Raw genomic sequence first — 18,940 nt, forward strand, 5'->3', positions numbered from 1 at the left:
GGAGCCGGTGACAGCGACCTCAGGGCGCGTCCGTCCCCGACGACTCGACGGCGAGAAGCGGCTCCACGGCGGCGCGGATCTGCGCGGCGAGCGTCTCGGGGGGCTGCGACGCGTCGAGAACGAGGAATCGCTCGGGCTCGGCTCTCGCAAGCGCGAGGAAGGCGGCGCGAACTCTGGCGTGGAACTCGCTCTTCTCGTTCTCGAGTCGATCGAACCGTGTGCGCGATCCGTCGAGCCGCGTGCGTGCCTCGACTTCGTCGAGATCCAGCAGGATCGTGAGGTCGGGCAGCAGGCCCTCGGCCGCCCAGAGCGACAGGCTCCTGATCTCGTGCGAGTCGAGTACACGACCCGCTCCCTGGTAGGCGACCGAGGAGTCGAGGTACCTGTCCTGGATGACGATCTCACCGCGCTCGAGTGCCGGTCGCACCTTCGTGCTGATGTGATGCGCCCGGTCTGCCGCGTAGAGAAGCGCCTCGGCCCGTGGGCTGATGTGCCCGCGACTGTGCAGCACGATCTCCCTCACCTCCGTGCCGAAGTCCGTTCCGCCCGGCTCCCGGGTGCGCAGCACCGTTCGGTGCTGATGGTCGAGCCACTGCTCGAGGAGCGCGGCCTGGGTGGATTTGCCCGAGCCGTCGCCGCCCTCGAGGGTGATGAAGAGTCCGCGTGCGGTCACGTCGTGGGAGCGGATTTCGTCGCGGCGGGCTTCTTCGCAGCCGTCGTCTTGCGCACGGCAGGCTTCTTGGCCGTCGCCGACTCGTCTCCAGCGGCAGAGGCCTTCGCGACGGGGGCCTTCTTCACCGCAGGCTTCTTGGCCGCAGGCTTCTTCGCAGGAGCCTTCTTGGCCGGCGCTTTCTTGGCTGCCGTCTTGCGCGGGACAGCCGGCCCCTTCGCGCGCTTGTCCGCCAGAAGCTGCACGGCTCGCTCGAAGTCGACCTCCTCGACGGTCTCCCCCTTCGGAATGGTCGCGTTCGTCACACCGTCGGTGACGTAAGCGCCGAAACGGCCGTCCTTGATGCGGATGGGCTTGCCGCTCTCGGGGTCGGCCTCGAACTCCTTGAGCGCAGACGAGGCGCGCCGCGCCCCGTACTTCGGCTGTGCGAACAGTTCGAGTGCGCCCGGCAGGTCGATCTCGAAGATCAGATCTTCGCTGGTGATCGAGCGGGTGTCGGTGCCCTTCTTGAGGTACGGGCCGAACTTGCCGTTCTGCGCGGTGATCGGCTCACCCGATTCCGGGTCGTCGCCGACGACGCGGGGGAGGTCGAGGAGACGGAGGGCCGTCTCGATGTCGATCGTCGCCAGGTCCATCGACTTGAACAGAGACGCCGTGCGCGGCTTGGGAGCCGTGCTCTTCTTCGCTGCGGGCTTGCGAGCGGGCGCCTTCTTGGTCGTTCCATCCGCGACGACGGCCGGCGCCGGTTCTGCTGCGGCCACCTCGGCGGGCGTCTCGGGCTCAGGATCGACCTCGGTGACGTACGGCCCGAATCTGCCGTCTTTCGCGACGACGTTCTTACCTGTCTCGGGGTTCACACCGATGACCCGGTCGACGACCACAGGAGCGTCGATGAGCTCGCGGGCTTTCTCTTCGGTCAGCTCGTCGGGGGCGAGATCGGCAGGAATATTGACCCTGCGTGGCACGGCATCGTCTGCCGCGCCTTCTTCGCGCACCTCGAGATAGGGGCCGTACTTGCCGATGCGAAGCGTGATGTCCGACGCGATGACCACGGAGTTGACCGTGCGTGCGTCGATGTCGCCGAGGTTGTCGATGACATTACGCAAGCCACGGTGACCCTCGTTGCCGAAGTAGAACCCGTTCAGCCAGTCGACGCGGTCTTCCTCTCCCCCGGCGATGCGGTCGAGGTCGTTCTCGAGCGTCGCGGTGAAGTCGTAGTTCACCAGGTCGCCGAAGTAGTCCTCGAGAAGCCGCACGACCGAGAACGCGATCCAGCTGGGTACGAGCGCCTGGCCGCGGGGCGAGACATAACCTCGGTCGATGATGGTCGAGATGATCGACGCGTAGGTCGACGGGCGGCCGATGCCGAGCTCGTCGAGCGTCTTCACCAGGCTCGCTTCTGTGTAGCGGGGCGGCGGCGAGGTCTCGTGACCCGCCGCATCGACGGACACGGCTCGAAGCGACTGGCCCTCTGTCAACGGCGGGAGCTTTGCCTCGGCGGGCTCGGCGGGGCCGTTGCGGTCCTCGTCCTGGCCCTCTTCGTAGGCGTGAAGGAAGCCGCGGAAGGTGATGACGGTGCCGCTCGCAGTGAACTCGGCGAGCGCCGGCTCGGTCATTCCCTCGACGCCCGTCGGCCCGGCAGCGATGGTGACGGATGCCGTCACACCTTTCGCGTCGGCCATCTGCGATGCGACGGTGCGCTTCCAGATCAGGTCGTAGAGCTTGAAGTCGTTGCCGCGGAGGGTGGACGCCAGCTGCGTCGGGGTGCGGAACGTCTCACCGGCGGGGCGGATAGCCTCGTGGGCTTCCTGGGCGTTCTTGCTCTTTCCGGCGTAGAGGCGTGGCTTGTCGGGAACGGTCTCCGCTCCGTACAGCGACTTGGCCTGCGACCGGGCTGCGTTGAGCGCCTGCTGCGACAGCGACGGGGAGTCGGTCCGCATATAGGTGATGTACCCGTTCTCGTACAGCGACTGGGCGACGCTCATCGTCTGCCGTGCCGAGAACCGGAGCTTGCGCGAGGCCTCCTGCTGCAGCGTCGACGTGGTGAACGGCGCGGCCGGTCGACGGGTATAGGGCTTGGAGTCGACAGACGAGACGACGATGTTCACACCGGGGGCGGCCAGCGCCGCGGCGAGCGCCTTCGCTCCGGCCTCGTCGAGGGCCGTGGCCTTCGACTTGAGCTTGCCGTTCTCGTCGAAGTCGCGGCCTGAGGCGACGCGTTCTCCGTTGATGCGCGCCAGTCGCGACTCGAACCCCTCGGACTTCGACAGCTCGTCGAGCTCAGGAGAGAGGTGTGCGGTCAGATCCCAGTAGCCGGCGGCCGTGAACGCGAGTCGCTCGCGCTCGCGCTCGACGACGAGCCTGGTCGCAGCGGACTGTACCCGACCGGCGGAGAGGCCGGGACCGATCTTGCGCCAGAGCACCGGCGAGACCTCGTAGCCGTAGAGACGGTCGAGAATGCGCCGGGTCTCTTGAGCATCGACGAGTGCGCCGTCGATCTGGCGGGTGTTGTCGCGCGCCTTCTCGATGGCCTCGCGGGTGATCTCGTGGAACACCATGCGGTGCACTGGAACCTTGGGCTTCAGCACCTCGAGCAGGTGCCACGCGATGGCTTCTCCCTCGCGGTCCTCATCAGTTGCGAGATAGAGCTCGCTGGCGCCGGCCAGGGCTTTCTTCAGTTCGGCGACCGTCTTCTTCTTGGCGTCGCTCACCACGTAGTACGGCGCAAAGCCCTTTTCGACGTCGACCGAGAACTTGCCGAGCGACCCGGTCTTGAGCTCGGCAGGAAGGTTCTTGGGCTCGATGAGGTCGCGGATGTGACCGACAGATGCCTGCACCTCGAAACCGTCGCCGAGGTACTGGGCGATGGACTTGACCTTGGTCGGTGACTCGACGATCACGAGCTTTTTCGGGCCTGGCACTGTGCTCCTCAGCAGGAATAAAGAGAATCGAACCACTCACGATAATCTCGGGTAAGCGTCTTCGACGGGGTTCGACGGGCACTGATGGCCCATCTGCCACACCATACACACCTCTTTACCCTCATTGCCTAATTGCCTAAGCGGCGGGCAAGCGGCGGTGACCCCTTGCGCATATCGCCCGGGTGAGGAAGATGGAAAGCGACCTCAAAGGAGAGGATGCGAAATGACAACGACAGAATTCGGAAGTTACACCGCCAAACTCACGGACGGGCCACTCGAAGGACGCACCGTTCGAACGGAGTTCACCCAGGCGGGTGAACCATTGGCGCAACTCGAGATCCCGGCGGGAACGACGAAACGCTACGTCTATCTGCGCGGCAGCGGTGTGGAGTACAACGGCGAGGGCGACAATGCCCGGCTGCCGTCGGCCGTCGACTACCGCTTCATCGAGTCGCGGCTGGGCTGACGGGCGGAGTATCACCCCGCGTAATCCCAGTGCCACGGCTCGTCGGGATCTGTGAGCGGTTCGAACCCGAACTGCGCAGCGTTCTCGACGAGCCAGGCATGCGGTGAGGCTCCCCGCACGACGGGTGGATTGACGAAGTCGATGGCGATGGCCAGCCCGTGGTTCGAGGTGCCGGGAATGGCCGCACGGGGCCATCCGTACTCGTTGAAGACCCGCTGCTGACCGGCGAGATCGCGATAGCCCTCGTCGACAGGAAGGTAGTCGCCTGTCTGCGCGTGATATGCGTCGAGCATCTGCAGAAGTGCGGATGCCGCATCGGGGCGCAGGTAGACGGGCGGATCGGCACGGACGCCCGGATACGAGATGACCACGAGGTCTTCGAGCGGAATCGCTCCGTTCACCCCCGACGCGTGGGGAGCCGGCCGAGGAACCGCCGCCCTGGCTGTGACGGAGAACGTCGTCGCGAGGATCTCCTGCCCGACGGTGACGGTCGCTTCACCGCCCACCACATCGCAGCTCAGCAGTGTGGTCTTGTTGAGCATCGCGGCCTCGGCCGCGACGGCGCACGACTCGTCAGCCGACCGCGCCGACGCCGATTCGGCCGCGGCGATCGCGGCCGAATCCGCTGCGGCATTCGCCCTGGCCTTGGCGGGCATCACGGAGAAGAGCGACAGGGCGAGCAGGGAGAAGGTCAGCGTTCCGGCGGCGACCATCAGCGCCAGCGTTCCTCCCGCACCGTGGTCACCGGCGAGTCGTCGACGGAGAGTCATTGTCCGCCTCCCAACGCGCAGGTACTCGACGACACCGGAATCGCTGCGAGCGCGAACGGGCCGGCCGCCGCCGCCACGGTGACCGTCGCGCAGACGAATCGCCCGTCGACGCTCGACGTGAGAACCGCGCCATCGCCGAGGAGCTTCGCGACCGTTTCGGTTGCACCCGAGTCGTCGCCGCGGCCGAGCAGTCGGGCCGCCGATGACGCCGCATCGGCGACCCGCATCTGTTGCACGATGAGCTGAAACCCTCCGAGCACGGCCGCGACGATGACGAGGACTGCCGGCAGCACGGTGACGAACTCCATGGTGACGCTGCCGCCGTCGGCACGGAGGGCACGGAAGACAGGGAACATGCCGAGCATGCGCCCCCGGATCTGCTGCATCGCGCTGCCTCGCCTATCCGGCGACGCTCAGCGCTGTGCGCACGAGATCCATGAGGATCTGCTTGACCGCATCGCCGCGCAGCAGCATGACGAGGACGCCGGCCAGACTCACCGCCGCCATGGTGGCGACGACATACTCGGCCGTCGCGGCTCCCTCGTCGTCGGCGAGCGCACGCATGGCGCGCCCGTGAGTCTCGGTCGGCCTCGCCGGTAGCGGGAAGGTCGTGTTCTGGTCGCTCATCATTGCTCGCTCTCTTTCGGTTTCGGCACGAGTGGGGTGGGGGGCTCCAGCCTCGCCGCGGAGGTCGGCGACTTAGGCGACCGGGATCGATCTGTGCGGGCTCACGAGAGTTCGACCACGGTGGAGGAGAAGATGGCGATCATCATCGGAGCGACGCCGAGCAGCATGAATGCTGGGAGCACGCAGACACCGAGGGGAATCATGAGTGTGGTGCCGAGAGCCGCCGCGCGCGACTGTGCTCGGCTCGTCGCCTCGCGACCGATCTGCCTGGCCTCGCTCTGCAGCAGCTCGGCCGCCGGAACCCCCGCCGCGCGGGACAGTTCGAGCACCCGGTCGATGCGATGGGCATCGTCTGACTCGCCGAGATCGTGCCGAGTCAGCGCCTCGGTTGCGAGGTCGCGGGCCCGTGCCAGCGATCCCCCGCCCGCGAGCCCGATGGCCACCAGTTGGGCGGTCAGGCCCGGTGACGATTCGGCCGGTCTCGCTCGGGCCACGAGCCTGGATGTCCACCGCGCGGCAGCCACCGTCAGCAGCGCTCCGGCGACGAGGCAGCCGACGCCCAGAGGGGTGCCGAACAGCACGCCGATCGTGTCGAAGCCCAGAAGGGCTCCGAACAGCAGCCCGAGCACGGGCATCACGCCGACGAATCGCGCTGTGGATCGAGGGCCAGCGAGGGCGGCATCGACGTCACGATGCAGCTGCCCGAGTTGACGAAGGGTGTCGGCGGTCTCACGCAGGCTCGACGCAAGGGGAGCCCCGCTCTCGTTGGCGACGAACCACGACGCGGCGACCGCTCGCCACGCGGAACCGGCCTGCGCTGCCTCGGTGGACGACGCCGCACTCATGATCGCCTCGGGAATCGAGCCGCCGGCGGCGACAGATCGGGCGACGGCACCGACGATCTGGTCTGACGGGTCGCCCGCGTCGCGCAGATAGCTCCACGCATTCGTGGGCGCCACACCGGCACCGAGCATCACCGCGAGCCGTTGCACCACCGATGCGACGGCCTCGACGGACAGAGCATCTGCCGCCCTCACTCGATCGCCTCGACCCGCAGCCGCCCGGCGGCGTCGATGCCGAACCGGCCCACGGCATCCAGAACCCGGCGTGAGCCGCGGCGTTCGAGATGGAGCACGAGCCCGATGGCGCTCACCGCCTGCCGCGCCACCGTCTCTGGGCTCATCGCGGCGAGCGAGCCGAGCGCCTCGAGGCGCGCCGGAACATCGTCGAGGGAGTTCGCGTGCAGCGTTCCCGCGCCGCCATCGTGACCGGTGTTGAGGGCCGACAGCAGTTCGCGGATCTCGCCACCCCGGCACTCGCCCAGAACGAGCCGGTCGGGCCGCATTCGCAGCGCCTCCCGCAAGAGCCGATCGAGCCCGACGCCGCCCGCCCCCTCGAGGTTCGGCTGGCGGGTCTCGAGCGCGATGAAGTGGGGATGCTCCACGCGGAGCTCGGCGACGTCTTCGACCGCGATGATGCGATCGGCTCGATCGGCGGCCGCCAGGAGCGCGGAGAGGAAAGTCGTCTTGCCGCTGCCGCCAGCGCCCGTGATGAGCAGATTCGCACGGCTGCGCACGGCCTCGTCGATGAACGTGCGGGCACCTTGCGACTCTGCACCCTCGCCGAACAGCCCGGATGCCGCGAGCGAGTCGAGGCGCGGTCGGTCGAGCGGCGGGATGCGGATGGACAGGAGCGTTCCCCTCGGCGCGATCGGAGGCAGGGCCACGTGCACGCGGATGCCGTCGTGGAGCCGCACATCGGCACAGGGCGTGGCCTCGTCGATGTGCCGCCCGCCGCGAGCGACGATCGCGACGGCGAGCTCTCTGAGCTTGACCTCGCTGGGACACGACCACCCCGGCTGCCGTACGAGTCCGGTACCCCGGTCTATCCACAGATCGTCGGGGCCATTCACGAAGACGTCGGTGACGTCGGGGTCGCTCACGTACCCGGCCAGCGGCCCGAAGTCGGATGCGCCGGCGCGGCTGCGCGGCACGGGCGAGGACCGCTGTGTCGAGGAGGGATGCGTGCCCGCGCCGGCGGTGGGGGACGGCGGCGCGGGCACGGCTGGAGGCGCGCTCAGCACGGGAGCTGCGACGAAGGGTTCGCGCTCGCGCGCTGCCTCGCCGGGCCTGTCGTCCGTGAGCTGTCTGCTTGCCATGTCCACGACCGTAGAAGCTCCGAGGGCGGCGTGGCGGTGCGGCCGCAAGACTGTGGACGGTTCGCCCGAACACCCCCTGGGGAGGAGAAGAGTCGACTCCTGCCGAAGCCCGCGACACTGCCGGTTAAAAAAGAAGGGGCGGCACCTAATGGGGGGAAAAGGTGCCGCCGTAGCAACGCTGGATTGGGGGAATCCGTTAGTGCGCTGCATCTGGAAACGAGTTCCAGTGGGATCGAGTTTACTCGCCGGAAACACAACCGCAACTTCCCTCAGCTTTTTCTCAGCGGCCCCCGGCGGAGTCCCATTCTGCGGGGGCAACGCGATGCAACATCACCCTCCTTCCGCCCCGCCGAAGGCTGGCTAAGCTTGCACCAGCCGTCGCAAAGGAGCGCACTGAAACTCATGAGCAATCGCATCGACAACCTTCTCCATGAGGCACGCCGCTTTCCGCCCACCGAGCAGTTCGCTGCGAACTCCGTCGCGGGCGCAGACCTCTACGAAGCGGCAAAAAACGACCGCCTGCAGTTCTGGGCCGATCGTGCGCGCGAGCTGCTGCACTGGCACACGCCGTTCACCCGCACCCTCGACTGGACGAACCCTCCCTTCGCGAAGTGGTTCGACGACGGTGCCCTCAATGTGGCCTACAACTGCCTCGACCGCCACGTGCTCGCCGGCAACGGCGACCGCATCGCCCTGCACTGGGAGGGCGAGCCGGGAGACTCTCGCAGCTACAGCTACGCCGAGCTCACCAGCGAGGTGAAGCGCGCGGCCAATCTGCTGACCAGCCTCGGCATTCGCCAGGGCGACCGCGTGGCGATCTACCTGCCCATGATTCCGGAGGCTGTCATCTCGATGCTGGCCGTCGCGCGCATCGGCGCCGTGCACTCGGTGGTGTTCGGCGGATTCAGCGCCGAGAGCCTGCGCAGCCGCATCGACGATGCGAGCGCCAAGCTGGTGATCACGGCCGACGGCGGGTACCGCAAGGGCTCGGTGTTCCCGCTGAAGCAGGCTGTGGATGCCGCACTGGCGGCAGACGGCGACAGCACCGTCTCGCACGTGCTCGTCGTCAGGCGCGGTGGCAACGACGTGGAGTGGGTGGAAGGCCGAGACCTCTGGTGGCACGACGAGATGGTGGCCGTCGACGACGAGCACGTGGCGAAGCCCTTTGCGGCCGAGAACCCGCTCTTCATCCTCTACACCTCGGGAACCACGGGAAAGCCGAAGGGGATCCTGCACACCTCCGGCGGCTACCTCACGCAGGCGGCGTTCACGCACAAGTCGGTCTTCGACCTTCGACCCGAGACGGACGTGTACTGGTGCACCGCCGACGTCGGCTGGATCACCGGACACAGCTACGTCGTCTATGGCCCACTGGCCAACGGAGCGACCCAGGTGCTCTACGAGGGGACACCCGACTCACCTCACGCTGGGCGCTGGTGGGAGATCATTCAGAAATACGGCGTGAGCATCTTCTACACCGCGCCCACGGCCATCCGCTCGTTCATGAAGGCCGGCCGGCAGATACCCCAGCAGTTCGATCTGACGAGTCTGCGCCTGCTCGGCTCGGTGGGCGAGCCGATCAACCCCGAGGCGTGGATCTGGTACCGCGATGTGATCGGCGGCGGTGAGACGCCGATCGTCGACACGTGGTGGCAGACAGAGACCGGAGCGATCATGGTCTCCGCGCTACCCGGGGTGACCACGCTCAAGCCGGGCTCGGCGCAGGTCGCCATTCCCGGCATCCAGATCGAGGTTCTCGACGACGACGGGCACGACGTCGGGCTCGACTCGGGCGGCCTGCTGGTGGTGAGCGAACCGTGGCCGTCGATGCTCCGCGGAATCTGGGGCGACCCGGAGCGCTACAAGGAGACGTACTGGGACAAGTTCGGCGACAAATACTTCGCCGGCGACGGCGCACGATGGGATCGCGATGGCGACCTCTGGCTGCTCGGCCGTGTCGACGACGTGATGAACGTCTCGGGCCACCGGCTCTCGACGGCGGAGATCGAGTCGGCGCTGGTGTCGCATCCCCTGGTCGCCGAGGCCGCCGTGGTGGGGGCCGAAGACGAGGCGACGGGTCAGGCGGTGGTCGCGTTCGTGATCGTGCGCACGAGCCAGGCCGACGTCGCGACCGCCGAGGAGGCATCCGCTCTGCTTCGCGCCCACGTCGCCGAGCAGATCGGCGCGATCGCCAAGCCCCGCACCGTGTTCCTCGTCGCCGAACTGCCCAAGACGCGTTCGGGCAAGATCATGCGACGCCTTCTCAAAGATGTGGCCGAGGGCCGTGAGGTCGGAGACACCACGACCCTCGCCGACACGCAGGTGATGCAGATCATCACCGACAAGCTGAAGTGATCGGTCGAGGCGCCTAGGCGAACTCGACGATCACCTCGATCTCGACGGGAGCGTCGAGTGGGAGGGCGGCGACGCCCACGGCCGAACGCGCGTGGATGCCGCGGTCGCCGAACAGCTCGCCGAGAAACTCGGATGCGCCATTGATCACGCCGGGCTGCCCCGTGAACGACGGGTCGGATGCGACGAAACCGGTCACTTTGACGACCCGCGTCACACGATCGAGCGAGCCGATCACGTTCTCGACCGCGGCGAGCGCGTTCAGAATGGATGTCCGGGCGAGCGACTTGGCGATCGACGGCGAGACAAGCTCGTGGCCGTCTCCGACCTTGCCGGTGTACTCGAGGCTGCCGTCGACGAACGGAAGCTGGCCCGCGGTGAACACGAGGTTACCCGAGACCACGGCGGGAATGTAGGCCGCGACCGGGGGCACGACCGTGGGGATGCTGACACCGAGTTCGGCGAGGCGCGCAGCGATCGCGCTCATCAGGAGGCCTCGCCCGCCGATGCTACCGGGCGCTTGAGGTAGGCGACGAGCCCACCCTCGGGGCCCGTGACGATCTGCACGAGTTCCCAGCCCTTCGCGCCCCAGGTGTTGAGGATCCCCGTGGTGTTGTGGATCATGAGCGGTGTTGTGACGTACTCCCAAGTGGGCATCCGCGTTCCTTTCTGGGCATTTGCCAGCATCATCGATTACTCTCGAGCATATGTCTGCCCAGAAATCTAAGGTTAGCGGCGTCATCGGAGCGATCCTTGGACTCGTGGGGATGAGCGCCATTGCCGGCGTCCTCGTGACGGCCATGGTCGCCCCCGCGCTCGCAGTCACCGGAATCGCCGCCAACAACTCCATCGGCATGTTCGAGAACCTGCCCTCGAACATCCGCCCCGATGTGCTCGCTCAGAAGTCCGAGATCTACGCCACGGGCAGCGACGGCAACCCCGTTCTTCTCGCGTCGGTCTTCGACCAGAACCGCGAAGAGGTCGGGTGGGACCAGATCTCGCCCTTCGTGAAGGACGCTGTGGTGTCTGTCGAGGACCCGCGCTTCTACACGCACGGTGGAGTCGACATCGTGTCGGCCGCTCGTGCCGCCGCACAGAGCGCAGCCGGCGGAGACGGCCCCGGTGCGTCGACGATCTCGATGCAGTACGTGCGCAACATCCTCATTCAGAAGACCGAGGAGATCCAAGACAAGGCCGAGCGCGACAAGGCCTTCGAAGACGCCACGAAGACCACGGTCGACCGCAAGCTCAAAGAGATGAAGCTGGCCATCGGCCTCGAGAAGGAGTTCACGAAGGATCAGATCCTTCTGGGCTACCTGAACATCTCCAACTTCGGCGGCACCGTCTACGGCATCGAAGCGGCAGCGCAGTACTACTACGGCGTGTCCGCGAAAGACGTGACGCTGGCGCAGGCGACCAGCCTCGTCGCCATGGTCAACGAACCCAACGGCTTGCGCATCGACCAGCCCGATGCCCCGGAGAAGATCACCGAGAACCAGGCTCGTCGCGACGTCAACATCCTTCCGGCCATGCTCAAAGAGCACAAGATCACGAAGGCGCAGTTCGACGAGGCCAAAGCGACTCCGGTCACGCCGAACATCGTGCAGCCGTCGACCGGCTGCAAGACGGCGAACGAGAACATCGGCGCGGGCTACTTCTGCGACTACGTGTCGTACATCGTCAAGAACGACGCCGCCTTCGGCGACAGTGCCGAGTCTCGCTGGCAGAAGTTCCGCACGGGCGGCTACCAGATCTTCACCACGCTCGACCTCGATCTGCAGACCGCGGCCATCACGTCGATGAACGAGAACGTTCCGCAGAACCCGGAGCAGCTGAACCTCGGCTCCTCGATGGTCACCGTCGAGCCGGGAACCGGGAAGATCCTGGCGATGGTGCAGAACAAGACGTTCAACGACGACCCCGAGACAACCCAGCCGAACGAGACCTCGGTCAACTTCAGCACCGACTACGCCTACGGCGGCTCGACCGGATTCCCCTCGGGATCGACGTACAAGGTCTTCACGCTGGCAGATTGGCTCAAGACCGGGCACTCGCTCAACGAACAGGTCAACGGAAGCGTGCGCACCTTCAACCTCGCGACGTTCAAGAACCGCTGCCAGGGCGCGGGCGGCGGCACCTATAAGTCGGCCAACGACGGCGCAGCGAATCCAGGCTCGATGAACATCGTCTCCGCGACCGCCTCGTCGGTCAACAACGCCTACATCGGTATGGCGCAGAAGCTCGACATGTGCGACATCACCGAGACGGCGGAGTCGTTCGGTATGCACCGCGCCGACGGCACGCCCATGCAGCAGAACGTCTCGAGCGTGCTCGGCACGAACGAGGTCGCCCCGCTCACCGTGGCCGCCGCCTACGCCGGCATCGCGGCCAACGGCCTCTTCTGCCAGCCCAAGGCGATCGAGCGCATCGTCGACGGCACGGGCGCCGAGATCCCCGTGCCCGCGACCACCTGCAACCAGGTCGTCGACCCGAACGTCGCCGCCGCGATGGACGTCGCGATGGCCGCGGTCGTGAACGGCGGAACCGGTGGAGCAGCGCGACCGGGCGACGGTATCCCCCTCATCGGTAAGACGGGTACCACCGACGGTGAGAAGCACGTGTGGTTCGCCGGCGCATCCACGAAACTGGCCACGGCCATCTGGGTGGGCAACATCGTGGGTGATGTCTCGGTGCGCTACACCAGTGTTCCTGACTACGGGAACGTCGCCGACATGCGCTTCAGCACGTGGAGCCAGTACATGGGAGCCGCCAACGCCAAGTACGGCGGAGACGCGTTCCCCACCCCGAACAGCTCGCTGACCAGCACGCCGCAGGTCGCCGTGCCCTCGGTGCAGGGAAAGACCATCGCCGAGGCGCAGTCGCTGGTCGAGGCCGCCGGCTTCACCTTCCAGGACGGCGGCGCGACCGACAACGAGGCGCCCGCCGGAACCGCCGCGGGCAGCGTTCCCGCGGGTGGCGAGAACGCCACGAAGGGCGCGACGGTCACCGTCTACACGAGCAACGGAGCGCTGAAGAGCGTCCCCGACGTCATCTCCGGATCGAACAGCATCGGCGAAGCGGCGAACAAGCTCGGGCCCGCCGGCTGGAAGTTCGCGGGTACCAAGTACCAGGTGACCGGCGACGGGTGTAACGAGCAGAAACCGATCGGCACAGAACCCGCGGTAGGCAGTTTTGCCAACCCCGCCAGCCAGGGCGTGTACATCATCGGTTGTAAGAAGAAGTAGCGACGAGGTGGCATTGTCCCGTCAGGCGACGGCCGCCGCGACAGCCCTCGGGCTGACCGTGGCGGCCGGAGCTGCTGCCTTCGGGTGGGGCTCCCTTGTGGAGCGCCGCCTCTTCACCCTTCGCCGCGTCTCCGCCCCCGTGCTCCCTGCCGGTGCGGCGGACATCCGGGTCTTGCACATCTCTGATCTGCATATGGCTCCGTGGCAGCACGACAAGCAGGAGTGGGTGAGGCGACTCGCGCTTCTGGAACCCGATCTGGTCGTCGACACGGGTGACAACCTCGGTCACGCCGACTCCTACGACGCGATCGCGCAATCGCTCGAGCCGTTCAGAGGAGTTCCCGGCGTCTTCGTCAACGGCTCGAACGACTATTTTGCACCGACGTTCAAGAGCCCTCTGCGCTACTTCATGGGGCCGTCGAAGATGCATCGCGACCCGACCAGGCTCGACACGAAGAGGCTCGAGAACACGTTCGGCGACCTGGGGTGGCAGAACCTCAACAACCGCGCCACCAATCTGGTCGTCAACGGCACGCGCATCGAGTTCTTCGGCGTCGACGACCCGCACCGTCACTACGACCGACTCGACCGCATTCCGGGGGCACTCGACGAACTGCGGGAGGACGAAGACGACGACTACTCGGCCGACCTCACGATCGGCGTATCTCACGCGCCGTATCAGCGTGTACTCAACTCCTTCGTGACGCACGGCGCCGACGTGATCTTCGCCGGCCACACGCACGGCGGCCAGGTGTGCGTGCCCGGATTCGGCGCCCTCATCACCAATTGCGACATTCCGAGAGACCAGGTCAAGGGCTTGAGCGTCTGGCGACACGGGCTTCGCGCGGCCTACCTCAACGTCTCCGCCGGTCTCGGCACATCGATCTATGCTCCGTTCCGTTTCGCGTGCCTGCCCGAGGCGACGCTGCTGACGCTCACTGCCTCTCGCTGACCGGTGCACGCGGCACCCGGCGAAATCGGCTAGGATGATTGAGGCCTTCGGGCTGATCGGGGTATGGCGCAGCTTGGTAGCGCGCGTCGTTCGGGACGACGAGGTCGCAGGTTCAAATCCTGTTACCCCGACCACGAAAAGACTCCCTCTCACACGAGAGGGAGTCTTTTTCGTTTACGGAATGTACAGATCACGAAGTAGTCACGCTCCGAGTCGACACTCGGCTTACTCCGCTAGGTTTCGAGAGTGAACACACTCGCTCGCCGCAGTCCGCGACGGAACGGCATCGTGACTCTCCTGACCGCTGTGGCCTCCGTGACCGTTCTCCTGTTCGGCGGGGTGTTCGCCTCGGCGCAGCCCGCGGCAGCCGTCGAGAAGACCGTGGGCGAGCGGCCCTTGGTCGTCTTCATCGGCAACTCGTTCACCGGCGGATCGGCGATGGATACCGGCGGCATCGCCCGCTACCCGTCATTGCTTTCGGCCAAGCTCGGCTTTCCCTACATGACCCTGACCGCGGACGGCTCAGGCTATGCCTCGGCCGGCACCGACTCTCGCACCTTCCTCTCCCTCGCCAAGAAGGTCCCGAAGAACGCGTCCGTCGTGGTCGTATTGGGCAGCGACGATGACGCCGACAACACCGCGGCCGAGATCCGAGCCGGTGCCGCTGAGACCTATGCCCGCATCCACGATCAAGCCCCGGCGGCGGTCGTCCTCGCAGTCGCCTCACCGTGGGGCGAGACACCAACGCCGAAGGGCATCACGACGGCACGAAACGCCGTACGCGATGCGGCCCTGCAAGACGGCAACGCCTTCGTGGATACGATCACCGACAAGTGGTTGATCGCCGGACCGGCCGGCCAGGTGGGTTCAGACGGGGTGCACCCGACAGACGTCGGTCACGCGGAGATGGCCAAGTACCTCGCGCCGGCGCTCAGCCGACTTCTGCCGACGCGCTCGGCCTAGGAGGCGCCTCCGAGCACGCCGCCGCTCTCGTCAAGATAGCAGACGCCACACAGCGACTCGTAGGTCACGTGCTCGCCGTCGATCGCGACCTGGGCGCCATCGAAGACGAACACGTCGTCGATCTTGCGCGAGTTGAAGATGGCCTTGCGCCCGCACCTGCAGATGGTCTTGAGCTCTTCGAGGCTGTGCGCGATCTCCATGAGCCGCGCACTCCCCGGAAACGCCGACGTCTGAAAGTCTGTGCGGATGCCGTAGGCCAACACCGGCACATCGTCGAGGATCGCGATACGCAGAGCGTCGTCGACCTGCTCGGGCGAGAGGAACTGCGCCTCGTCGATCAGAAGACACGAGATCGGGCCCGACCCTGTGGCGATGGACAGATCGCGGCGCTCGATGAAGTCGGCGCGGAGATGGGACGACGGCGTCACGAGAAAGTCGACCGCGCGAGTGACCCCGAGTCGAGAGACGATGCGCGTGTCGCCCTTGGTATCGACCGAGGGCTTGGCGATCAGCACGTTCTGATGGCGCTCCTCGTAGTTGTAGGCCGCCTGGAGCATCGCCGTGCTCTTGCCGCTGTTCATCGCCCCGAAGCGGAAGTAGAGTTTTGCCACGCATCCCAGGGTAGTTGCTCGCGCATCGTGCCGACCCCGCGCCCGACGTGGCCGGGGACGCGCTTCGATGGTCAGAATAGCGTGGGCTGACCCTCGGTGATCTCCTCTGGGATGATCGACCCCGGCGACGGCGACGGCCCCCGTTTCGTGTAGGGATCGTTCGGCCTGATGGCCGAGCTGCGAATTCCTCCGGATGCGGCATCTTCGATGCCCCGCTGCAGGCCGTGCGCACGAATGAGGGGCTGGATGCGCGCCGCCAACCACTTTCTGTAGTCTTTCGGCGCGTAGCTGTTCGCCCCGTAATACATGCGCCCGTACTGCTCGACGAGTTCGGGATGCGCGGATTGCAACCATTCGAAGAACCAGGTCTTCACCCCCGGACGCAGGTGTAGCGCCGTGTAGAGCACCGTGGTCGCTCCCGCGGCTTTGACCTGACGCAGAGCCTCGTCGAGATGCGCCTTCGTGTCGGTGAGATAGGGCAGGATCGGCATCAGGAAGACACTGCACTCGAGCCCCGCGTCTCGTACGGCCGTCACCGTCGCGAGGCGAGCCTTGGTGGAGGGCGTGCCCGGTTCGATCGACTGCTGCAGTTCGTCGTCGTAGATCGCGATCGACATGGCCAGGTCGACGGGCACCGACGAACTCGCCTCGACGAGAAGCGGCAGGTCGCGCCGGATGAGAGTGCCCTTCGTGAGGATCGAGAACGGCGTCTGCGACCGGGCGAGGGCCGAGATGATGCCGGGCATCAGTCGGTATCGACCCTCGGCGCGTTGATACGGGTCTGTATTCGTGCCCAGAGCCACCGGGCTGCGCTGCCACGACGGACGACGAAGCTCTTTCTCGAGCACCTCTGCGACGTTGAGCTTGACGATGAGTTGCGCGTCGAAATCAGCCCCCGCATCGAGGTCGAGATACGTGTGGGTCGGCCGTGCGAAACAGTAGACACACGCGTGGCTGCAGCCTCGGTAGGGGTTGATGGTCCAACCATGGGGAATGGCCTTGCTCTCGCCGGGAATCTTGTTGAGAGCCGACTTGGCGAGGATCTCGTGGAACGTGACCCCTGCGAATTCGGGGGTTTGCACCGAGCGCACGAGGTTGTTGAGCTTCGCCAGCCCGGGCAACGCCGACGGTTCGGTCGCTGCTATCGCCTGACTACTCCACCGCATTCCGACAGTCGAACATACATTCGAATGCGCGTCAAGCTCAGGCGTAAGCGCTCACGACGCGGATCGCTTCTGCATGTCGGCCGGAGTGTACGAGGCGAGAGGGTTGCGCCCCATTTTCTGCCGAAGCGCCGCGATCGCGAGATGACGCACGTGAGTGGCTTTCGACGCCTTCACGACTCTGGCCGTGAGGGCGTATGCGTCGATGTAGGCCATCCGCGGCGCCCAGACAGGCTGTCTGCGCCTGCTCGACGACACCGAGCGGGTGAGGTGAAGGAACGCCTGAACCGAACCGATCGCCGATGCGAGGTCGACACCCACGGAGATCGATGGCAGCGAGACGTCACCGGTCTCGTCTTCTTGCAACGTGATGAGGCTGCGCAGATCGGTGTACGGCGGAATATAAGGGAGGCACCGACTCAGATCGACACTCCGCTCGCTGATCTGATCGAGGTCCTCCGTGGCGGACAAGCCCATGAACCGCTCGAAGGTCCAGGCGCTCCGGGGCGCGAACGACATGACCTGGGCGGCGAATCCCACGTTCATGACCAAAACGTCGGGGATTCCCTGAAGCCGAGCCTGTCGGGCGATCATGGTGCCGATCTCGGGCCGCGTGAGTTCGGACTCGTCGAAGACCAGGTGAGCTCCGCGCATGAACTCCTTCGTGTTCTCGCGGGTCACACCCTCTCGCCAGACATCCACGGTCGCCCCCGGATTGATGTCGAGCACCGTCTCGCGGAAGATGTCGACCTTGGCCCGCCCGATGCTGGAAGTCTTGGCTCCCTCCACGCGGTTCACGTTCTCGCTCTCGAACACCTCGGGATCGGCGACGCTGAAAGACCCCACCCCCATGCGCGCGAGCTTCACCCCGAGCTGAAAACCATCTCCGCCGACGCCTCCGATGGCGACCCGGCTGGCGATCAAGGCGCTCTGCTCGGCCTCGCTCCAGAAACCGTAGTTTCGAGAGAACTCGGGCGAAGAGATCGTCTTCATGCGTCGACCCTCTCAGGCTCCGAGGAGCGCCGCGGCGCTCGTCCGAAATACGCCAGCCCCGGATCCGCAGCCTGGAATGCGGCGATGAAGGAATCGTTGCGAGCGTCGACGCACACCGTCGACTCGGGGATGTCGATCTCAATGGGCACGTTGTAGTCGAGATAATGCGCGACGTAGCGTACGTCGCCGATGCGCTCCAGCGCGATGATTCCGCGCAGGTGCCGTTCGAGCCAGGGCTCGATGATGGCGAAGGTCCTGCCGAGTCCGTGCGGCGGGATGTAGGCCAGCATCAGTGCGAACAGCTGCCACTGGACGAGATCCTGCAAGGCGGCCTTCTCGTGCCGCGCGATCACGCGCGATACCTCAACGGCGTTGCCGCTGAGGGGGATGGCCGCGAACGCGTCGGGGCAGAACTCTTCGACCGGCAACGGACGATCGCCCCTCACGATGAGTCGCGACACCCCGACGATGCGCACGCCGGCATCCGCCTGCTCGAAGACGGCGAATGTCACCGAGCGCGCATCGTCCTGATCTCTATCGGTGCCGTCCTCGTCGAGCTCGTCGGCGGCCAGCTGCGCCGTCTGATCGACGTAGACGCGGCGACGGAGCTGGAAGTGAGCGGCGTACTCGGCCTCGAGGCCCGGCACGGCCCGACCGTCGACAGCGAGAATGCCGGCGCTCAGACGCGACTCGGGATTCGACTCGAACACCCTCGACGTCGGCACGACCGGAATGACCTCGTGGTTCGAGACGGTGCGGTCAATGCGCGACATGGTCACCCGCGACCAGAGAAAACCAACGCAATACACTCAGTGCCACAACACGCTCCCACATACAGCACGACGACGTCGTACATCACCTCGGGCTCGCCCCGGGGCCGCTCCCGTGGGGTGCAGAACGCTCTGGCTGATCTGAGCATATGAGCACTCCTCGTTACGCGCAAACTGCGTAGAATGTCATGTGAATCGAGGGAAGCAGGACCAACGTGGCCGGCAAGGGGTTTTGGGCATCGGGTGCCGTTGATCCGGATCGACAGTCTGCAACGCGGC

At 66.2% G+C, this 18,940-nt stretch carries 18 protein-coding genes and 1 tRNA gene; 6 read left to right on the forward strand and 13 right to left on the reverse strand.

Going from position 1 to position 18,940, the window contains the following annotated elements; translation table 11 throughout:
* Nucleotides 1–19: 19 nt before the first annotated feature.
* Together tmk and topA are read right to left on the reverse strand one after the other, a co-directional pair.
* Nucleotides 20–673, reverse strand: a complete 654-nt coding sequence (gene tmk / locus ASE64_RS02980) for a dTMP kinase (protein ID WP_055775682.1) — start codon at nucleotides 671–673, stop codon at nucleotides 20–22.
* Nucleotides 670–3,591, reverse strand: coding sequence for a type I DNA topoisomerase (gene topA / locus ASE64_RS02985; RefSeq protein ID WP_055775685.1), 2,922 nt, complete (start codon nucleotides 3,589–3,591; stop codon nucleotides 670–672). The genes tmk and topA overlap by 4 nt, the downstream gene beginning before the upstream one ends.
* A 223-nt stretch (nucleotides 3,592–3,814) precedes the next feature.
* Here topA and ASE64_RS02990 point away from each other — a divergent pair, with 223 nt between their 5' ends.
* Entirely contained in the window at nucleotides 3,815–4,057 is a 243-nt protein-coding gene (locus ASE64_RS02990) for a hypothetical protein (protein WP_055775688.1), read from the forward strand.
* Between the two features lie 11 nt (nucleotides 4,058–4,068).
* Here the strand turns inward: ASE64_RS02990 and ASE64_RS02995 are convergent, their stop codons facing one another.
* The 5 genes from ASE64_RS02995 to ASE64_RS03015 all read right to left on the reverse strand — a co-directional run bounded on the left by ASE64_RS02995 (nucleotide 4,069) and on the right by ASE64_RS03015 (nucleotide 7,612).
* Nucleotides 4,069–4,827 carry a M15 family metallopeptidase gene (locus tag ASE64_RS02995; RefSeq protein WP_055775691.1) on the reverse strand — a complete coding sequence of 253 codons (759 nt, stop codon included), beginning with the start codon at nucleotides 4,825–4,827 and terminating at the stop codon, nucleotides 4,069–4,071.
* Nucleotides 4,824–5,213, reverse strand: coding sequence for a TadE family protein (locus ASE64_RS03000; RefSeq protein ID WP_055775694.1), 390 nt, complete (start codon nucleotides 5,211–5,213; stop codon nucleotides 4,824–4,826). The genes ASE64_RS02995 and ASE64_RS03000 overlap by 4 nt, the downstream gene beginning before the upstream one ends.
* A gap of 13 nt (nucleotides 5,214–5,226) precedes the next feature.
* Nucleotides 5,227–5,454 carry a DUF4244 domain-containing protein gene (locus ASE64_RS03005; protein ID WP_055777357.1) on the reverse strand — a complete coding sequence of 76 codons (228 nt, stop codon included), beginning with the start codon at nucleotides 5,452–5,454 and terminating at the stop codon, nucleotides 5,227–5,229.
* 101 nt (nucleotides 5,455–5,555) lie between these two features.
* Nucleotides 5,556–6,491 carry a type II secretion system F family protein gene (locus ASE64_RS03010; RefSeq protein ID WP_055851760.1) on the reverse strand — a complete coding sequence of 312 codons (936 nt, stop codon included), beginning with the start codon at nucleotides 6,489–6,491 and terminating at the stop codon, nucleotides 5,556–5,558.
* Complete coding sequence (locus tag ASE64_RS03015) at nucleotides 6,488–7,612, reverse strand: CpaF family protein (RefSeq protein WP_082465853.1); 1,125 nt, start codon at nucleotides 7,610–7,612, stop codon at nucleotides 6,488–6,490. Before ASE64_RS03015 ends, ASE64_RS03010 begins: the two co-directional genes overlap by 4 nt.
* Nucleotides 7,613–8,014: 402 nt before the next feature.
* Between ASE64_RS03015 and acs the strand changes: the two genes are divergently transcribed.
* Entirely contained in the window at nucleotides 8,015–9,967 is a 1,953-nt protein-coding gene (gene acs, locus ASE64_RS03020) for an acetate--CoA ligase (protein WP_055775699.1), read from the forward strand.
* A 13-nt stretch (nucleotides 9,968–9,980) separates the two neighbouring features.
* On the opposite strand, the gene ASE64_RS03025 is transcribed toward acs, so the two are convergent.
* Together ASE64_RS03025 and ASE64_RS17630 are read right to left on the reverse strand one after the other, a co-directional pair.
* Nucleotides 9,981–10,451: a RidA family protein gene (locus ASE64_RS03025; RefSeq protein ID WP_055775701.1), complete on the reverse strand. Its 471-nt coding sequence runs from the start codon at nucleotides 10,449–10,451 to the stop codon at nucleotides 9,981–9,983.
* Nucleotides 10,451–10,621, reverse strand: a complete 171-nt coding sequence (locus tag ASE64_RS17630; protein ID WP_200920085.1) for a hypothetical protein — start codon at nucleotides 10,619–10,621, stop codon at nucleotides 10,451–10,453. The genes ASE64_RS03025 and ASE64_RS17630 overlap by 1 nt, the downstream gene beginning before the upstream one ends.
* Before the next feature lie 110 nt (nucleotides 10,622–10,731).
* Between ASE64_RS17630 and ASE64_RS03030 the strand changes: the two genes are divergently transcribed.
* The 4 genes from ASE64_RS03030 to ASE64_RS03045 all read left to right on the forward strand — a co-directional run bounded on the left by ASE64_RS03030 (nucleotide 10,732) and on the right by ASE64_RS03045 (nucleotide 15,124).
* A complete protein-coding gene (locus ASE64_RS03030; RefSeq protein WP_055775704.1) occupies nucleotides 10,732–13,209 on the forward strand; it encodes a transglycosylase domain-containing protein in 2,478 nt (825 codons plus the stop codon).
* Nucleotides 13,210–13,222: 13 nt separating this feature from the next.
* Nucleotides 13,223–14,161: a metallophosphoesterase gene (locus ASE64_RS03035; protein WP_055775707.1), complete on the forward strand. Its 939-nt coding sequence runs from the start codon at nucleotides 13,223–13,225 to the stop codon at nucleotides 14,159–14,161.
* 57 nt (nucleotides 14,162–14,218) lie between these two features.
* A tRNA-Pro gene (locus ASE64_RS03040) sits at nucleotides 14,219–14,295 on the forward strand.
* Nucleotides 14,296–14,407: 112 nt separating this feature from the next.
* The gene (locus ASE64_RS03045; RefSeq protein WP_055775709.1) at nucleotides 14,408–15,124 is read left to right on the forward strand and encodes a GDSL-type esterase/lipase family protein; all 717 of its coding nucleotides are present in this window, start codon (nucleotides 14,408–14,410) and stop codon (nucleotides 15,122–15,124) included.
* Here the strand turns inward: ASE64_RS03045 and ASE64_RS03050 are convergent.
* From ASE64_RS03050 to ASE64_RS03065, 4 genes are all read right to left on the reverse strand, one after another.
* Nucleotides 15,121–15,735, reverse strand: a complete 615-nt coding sequence (locus ASE64_RS03050; protein WP_055775712.1) for a thymidine kinase — start codon at nucleotides 15,733–15,735, stop codon at nucleotides 15,121–15,123. The genes ASE64_RS03045 and ASE64_RS03050 overlap by 4 nt on opposite strands.
* Before the next feature lie 71 nt (nucleotides 15,736–15,806).
* Nucleotides 15,807–16,901: an Rv2578c family radical SAM protein gene (locus ASE64_RS03055; protein ID WP_055775715.1), complete on the reverse strand. Its 1,095-nt coding sequence runs from the start codon at nucleotides 16,899–16,901 to the stop codon at nucleotides 15,807–15,809.
* Nucleotides 16,902–16,952: 51 nt separating this feature from the next.
* Complete coding sequence (locus ASE64_RS03060) at nucleotides 16,953–17,891, reverse strand: ThiF family adenylyltransferase (protein ID WP_055775718.1); 939 nt, start codon at nucleotides 17,889–17,891, stop codon at nucleotides 16,953–16,955.
* A complete protein-coding gene (locus tag ASE64_RS03065) occupies nucleotides 17,888–18,664 on the reverse strand; it encodes a hypothetical protein (protein WP_055775721.1) in 777 nt (258 codons plus the stop codon). Before ASE64_RS03065 ends, ASE64_RS03060 begins: the two co-directional genes overlap by 4 nt.
* Nucleotides 18,665–18,940: the final 276 nt, after the last annotated feature.

Origin of the sequence: Agreia sp. Leaf210 (assembly GCF_001421485.1) — a bacterium.
In the GTDB taxonomy this organism is placed as follows: domain Bacteria; phylum Actinomycetota; class Actinomycetes; order Actinomycetales; family Microbacteriaceae; genus Agreia.

What these genes read in the sequence shown, in the direction of transcription:
- ASE64_RS03030 (WP_055775704.1), top strand. Translation starts at nt 10,732, where the DNA reads ATGAGCGCCATTGCCGGCGTCCTCGTGACGGCCATGGTCGCCCCCGCG.
- ASE64_RS03015 (WP_082465853.1), bottom strand. Translation starts at nt 7,612, where the DNA reads ATGGCAAGCAGACAGCTCACGGACGACAGGCCCGGCGAGGCAGCGCGC.
- ASE64_RS03000 (WP_055775694.1), bottom strand. Translation starts at nt 5,213, where the DNA reads ATGCAGCAGATCCGGGGGCGCATGCTCGGCATGTTCCCTGTCTTCCGT.
- ASE64_RS03005 (WP_055777357.1), bottom strand. Translation starts at nt 5,454, where the DNA reads ATGAGCGACCAGAACACGACCTTCCCGCTACCGGCGAGGCCGACCGAG.
- ASE64_RS03055 (WP_055775715.1), bottom strand. Translation starts at nt 16,901, where the DNA reads ATGCGGTGGAGTAGTCAGGCGATAGCAGCGACCGAACCGTCGGCGTTG.
- ASE64_RS03060 (WP_055775718.1), bottom strand. Translation starts at nt 17,891, where the DNA reads ATGAAGACGATCTCTTCGCCCGAGTTCTCTCGAAACTACGGTTTCTGG.
- ASE64_RS03065 (WP_055775721.1), bottom strand. Translation starts at nt 18,664, where the DNA reads ATGTCGCGCATTGACCGCACCGTCTCGAACCACGAGGTCATTCCGGTC.
- ASE64_RS03025 (WP_055775701.1), bottom strand. Translation starts at nt 10,451, where the DNA reads ATGAGCGCGATCGCTGCGCGCCTCGCCGAACTCGGTGTCAGCATCCCC.
- ASE64_RS02995 (WP_055775691.1), bottom strand. Translation starts at nt 4,827, where the DNA reads ATGACTCTCCGTCGACGACTCGCCGGTGACCACGGTGCGGGAGGAACG.
- ASE64_RS17630 (WP_200920085.1), bottom strand. Translation starts at nt 10,621, where the DNA reads ATGCCCACTTGGGAGTACGTCACAACACCGCTCATGATCCACAACACC.
- acs (WP_055775699.1), top strand. Translation starts at nt 8,015, where the DNA reads ATGAGCAATCGCATCGACAACCTTCTCCATGAGGCACGCCGCTTTCCG.
- ASE64_RS02990 (WP_055775688.1), top strand. Translation starts at nt 3,815, where the DNA reads ATGACAACGACAGAATTCGGAAGTTACACCGCCAAACTCACGGACGGG.